Annotated in this window: 3 protein-coding genes; all 3 read right to left on the bottom strand. The window is 39.3% G+C overall.

The features are described from left to right. Positions 1–206: 206 nt before the first annotated feature. Positions 207–1562, bottom strand: a complete 1356-nt coding sequence (locus tag K8V80_RS05070) for a sensor histidine kinase (protein WP_276775867.1) — start codon at positions 1560–1562, stop codon at positions 207–209. An 11-nt stretch (positions 1563–1573) separates the two neighbouring features. Further along, positions 1574–2254: a response regulator transcription factor gene (locus K8V80_RS05075; protein WP_276775868.1), complete on the bottom strand. Its 681-nt coding sequence runs from the start codon at positions 2252–2254 to the stop codon at positions 1574–1576. A gap of 53 nt (positions 2255–2307) precedes the next feature. Beyond that, a partial coding sequence (locus K8V80_RS05080; RefSeq protein WP_276775869.1) for an efflux RND transporter permease subunit occupies positions 2308–4386 on the bottom strand: 2079 nt, incomplete at its 5' end.

A 4386-nucleotide genomic window follows, 5' to 3' on the forward strand; every position in this document is an offset into this window, starting at 1 on the left:
TTCCTCAAAAAAGAGATATCAAATCAATTTGTAAATAGGCAATCTTTAATTGATACGAGCAAAGATAGAGCTTTTTGGGGTTCACCTGAATTTTGAGGAACTGTATTTGATATTATTTTTTGTTTTTTGGAATAAATCTGTAGGGTAATAAGCCTTAATAAATAAGAGAAGAAATAAGCTGAATTGGAAATAGTGCTTTATCTGTTTTATGCAAATCGCAAAGTTACCGTAGTTCCTTGGTTCATACTCGAATGAATCTGGTAGTTTATCTCATTCTTATCTAAGATGCGCAGAGCAATAGATAACCCAATGCCACTTCCTTGTTTTTGATTAGAATTATCTGCCCTAAAGAAGGGTTTGCTAATTTGCTCAATCTGATTTTGTGGAATCCCTATGCCTTGATCGGTAATAGATAAACACAGTTTTTCCTCTTGCTCGTAAAGATGAAGGGATATAGCTTTATCGGCTGGAGAGTACTTGATGGCATTTTCGATGAGATTGACAAGAGCCATCAACAACTGTGTTTTATCTGTTTGAATATACAGCAAGTTCTCTTTTTCTGGAGGAATAGATAAGTCGATAGTGATTTTCGCACTCGGATGAGTGGCTTTAATCTTAGCCAAGATGCTCCACAAGAGTTCGTCCACTCTGTATTCTTGTTCGTTATTTTGCCTCTCCTCTTTTAAATCCGAAATAATAAGAAGCGTATTCAAAATGTCATTCAAGCTATTTACTTCATCAATTAACTTGTAGGCAATCTCTTGGTATTCTTTGGGTGTACGCTCTTTGAGAGAGAATACTTCCAGATTACCAATAATTGAAGCTAAAGGAGTTTTAAACTCGTGAGTAACATACTTCGCAAAGTTCTTTTGAATAATCAACGACTCTGAAATGCGTGAGAGTAGAGAGTTGAAAGTATTAATCAACTCTTCTAGTTCGTCGTAGGTGTGAGGCGACTGTATCTGAATATCTTTTTCCTGCGACAAAGACAAGTCTTGCACCTGCTGAATCACTTTACGAATAGGACGATAAGCAATATGTGCACCCCAGCGACTAAGGAGTACAATAAGGAAAGTACCAGTTAAGAATCCGATAAGTAAGAGAAGTGCCAAGAGATGCAACTGACTGTATAAAATCTTCTTATTCTCTTTGGCTATGACTACAAAATCGCCTTCATTATCCTCATAGAAAATGCCATAGCAATAGAAGTCGTCTGTATCAAATCGTAGTTTTTTACTCTCTCGTACTTGGTTGAGTATAGAGGGGCGAATAGAATCGTTGGTATCTCCATACCTCACCTCATCTTGTACGTTATAAACCTGATAGTAACTATTGGTAACATACTCATGAAACTGCTTTCTTACTTTATCAAAATCATCCTTATTCAGTTCATCTTCCTCCAGGTAAAACAGAGCCGTGATAAAAGAAGATTGTTCCAACTGCTTGTAGATGGTCTGCTTCACAAACTGAGAGTAAAGAAGAAAGATAATAAGCCCCAAGCCAATAAATAAAGAGGCGAAGAGTGTAGAATGAAGTAAAGTGAGTCGGGTTTGAATTTTCATACAGATACAGTTTATTTAGATCGGATGATGTAGCCTCTGCCTTGCACAGTTTCTATGATTTTTGTTTTACTCTTGTCTTCAATTTTATTTCGTAGGTAAGAGATATACACATCTACAATATTCGTATTCGATTCATAATCTAATCCCCATACCGAATTGATAATTTCTGTACGCGATAATACCTTGTCGAGGTTCTCCATCAGTAGCTGAAGGAGTTTAAACTCTTGCAACGTGAGATGTATAAGCGCCCCCTCTTTGTAAACAAGATGCTCGGTCACATTCAACTGAATCCCTTTACATTCCAATAGTGTAGAGGTATGGGTGTTTTCACTTCGGCTTCTTCGGGTAAGTGCATTGATGCGTGCCACTAGCTCCCCAAAATGGAAAGGCTTAGACAGATAATCGTCTGCCCCGTAATTGAGGGCTTTGATTTTGTCTTCAGGATCACCCAGAGCACTTACCACAAGTATGGGCGTATTGATTTTCTTAAACCGTGTATATTGCAGCAGCTCTATCCCATCAATATCGGGAAGCATAATATCGAGTATTATCACACTCCATTCCTTACTTGTTATCAGTTGGCGAGCCTCTACACCATTTACGGCAAGGGTTACAGAGAAGTTATTCTCTTGCAACCCTTTTACCATAAACTCACTTATTCTACTATTATCTTCTACTAAAAGTAAATCCATATCTCTTCTATCAATCGCTTTCTATTCACTAAAAATACTGATTATTTTACGGTTTAGCCCTTTATTTTTCGATCCTTATGATAAGCAAAATAAAAGACTTGTGGTAATACCGTAAAAGACAAGATCATACAGATCATAATTCCTCCCACAATCATAATGGCCAAAGGTCTTTGAATTTCCGAACCCATACCTGTCGATAATGCAGCAGGTAACAATCCCATAGAACCCATAAAAGCAATCATTAGTACGGGTCGGATACGCTGATGTATCGCAGAATAAATAGCAGATTGTAAGGAGTCGTGAGCGTGTATCTCGTGTTTCATAAGTGAAACGAGTAAGATACTATCAATAGAGACAATACCGAATAAGATAATAAAGCCAATCCCTGCCGATATGCCAAATATAGTATGCGTAACCCAGAGCGAGATGAACCCTCCAATAAAGGCATAGGGCATGGCACTAGCAGCAATCAAAGTATCTTTGAGGTTGCCAAAGTGGAAGTAGAGCAAAAGCAAGATAATAAGCAGAGCAGCAGGCACAATAACAATCAGCCTTTGAGTAGCTCTCTGCTGACTTTCAAACTCTCCTGCCCATTCTATCTTCTGCTTATGGGGCAAAGAGACGTGTTCTTTTACCTTCTTTTGAGCCTCAGCAATAGTAGAACCTAAATCTCTATTCCGAATGCTAAAGCCAATGCTCACATACCGACTGTTGTCTTCTCGATAAATAAATGTGGGACTAGTGATAGAGGAAATAGTAGCCAACTCTTGCAAAGCGACATAGTTGCCATGAGTAGAGGGAATCAACAGATTGCCTATTTGCTCTTGGCTAGAACGATACGGTGCAGCATAGCGAATTACTAAATCAAAGATGCGTTCCTCCTCATAAAACTGAGTAGCTGCTTTACCTCCTATGGCCATTTCTATGGCTGACTGGGCATCGGCAACAGAGACACCATACTGAGCAAGTTTCCTTTCCTGCAAATCAATCTTCAGCTCGGGCAGCCCGATGCTATTGAAGATACTCACATCTTCTACTCCCTCTATGGGCTCTATGGTTTGAGCAATCTGCTGTGCCGTATCTTCCAACTCATAGAGATCATCTCCAAATACCTTAATGACGAGAGAACTTTTTACACCCGCCACATATTCCTCTACATTGTCCTGAATAGGCTGACTAAATCCGAGATTGATACCAGGATACTGATTGAGCTTTTCTTCTATTTGGTTAATCAACTCCTCTTTACTGCACTTTCTCTTCCATTCTTTTTCGGGTTTCAGCTCCACATGAAACTCTATATTGAAGAAACCTGTTGGGTCTGTTCCATCATTGGGTCTGCCTGTCTGTGTGAGGATAAACTTGACCTCTTCTAGTGTTTGTATATCAGCTTTCATCTGCTGAGTAAGTCGTACCGACTCTTTCAGATTGATACTATTGGGAAGGGTAGCTCTCACGTAGATAGCCCCTTCATTCATTTGAGGAATAAACTCGGTTCCCCAAAAGCTAAAACGAACAACGCAGCCCACCAATAGAAGGACAAAGGTAATGAGAGTGGCTTTTTTATGTTTACAGCTATACAGAAACAGCTCATGCAAAAGCTTCATACAACCTGCACTAAACTTATTGTTCTTCGTTTCAATTGGTTTGTGTAGCAAAAGTTTTGCCATCACGGGTACATACGTTAGGCTCAGTAACAGAGAACCTAAGAGTGCATATCCTAAAGTAAAAGCCAAAGGAGAGAACATCTTCCCTTCTACCTTTTGGAAAGAGAGAATGGGGAGTAAAGCCACCATTAAAATCAGTTGGGCAAAGAAGATATGTGGGGCTACCTTGTTGGTATGTTTCTTAATCACACCTCCCTTTAGTGAGGGTTGGAAGGCACGACCTAGGTAGCGACTTCGTTTCTCTAACCCTACAAAGATAGACTCTACAATGACTAAAGTTCCCTCTAGCAGAAGTCCAAAATCTAAAGCACCCATAGATATTAAATTGGCAGGCAAACCTTGTATGCGAAGCATTGTAATGGCAAACAAGAAAGAGAGAGGAATAACAGAAGCTACAATCACGGTAGTTCGCCAATTGTATAAGAAGATAAATACTACTAAGGATACAAGCACCATACCCCCAATAAG

The organism is Bacteroides coprosuis (assembly GCF_020741705.1).
GTDB lineage: Bacteria > Bacteroidota > Bacteroidia > Bacteroidales > Bacteroidaceae > Bacteroides_E > Bacteroides_E coprosuis.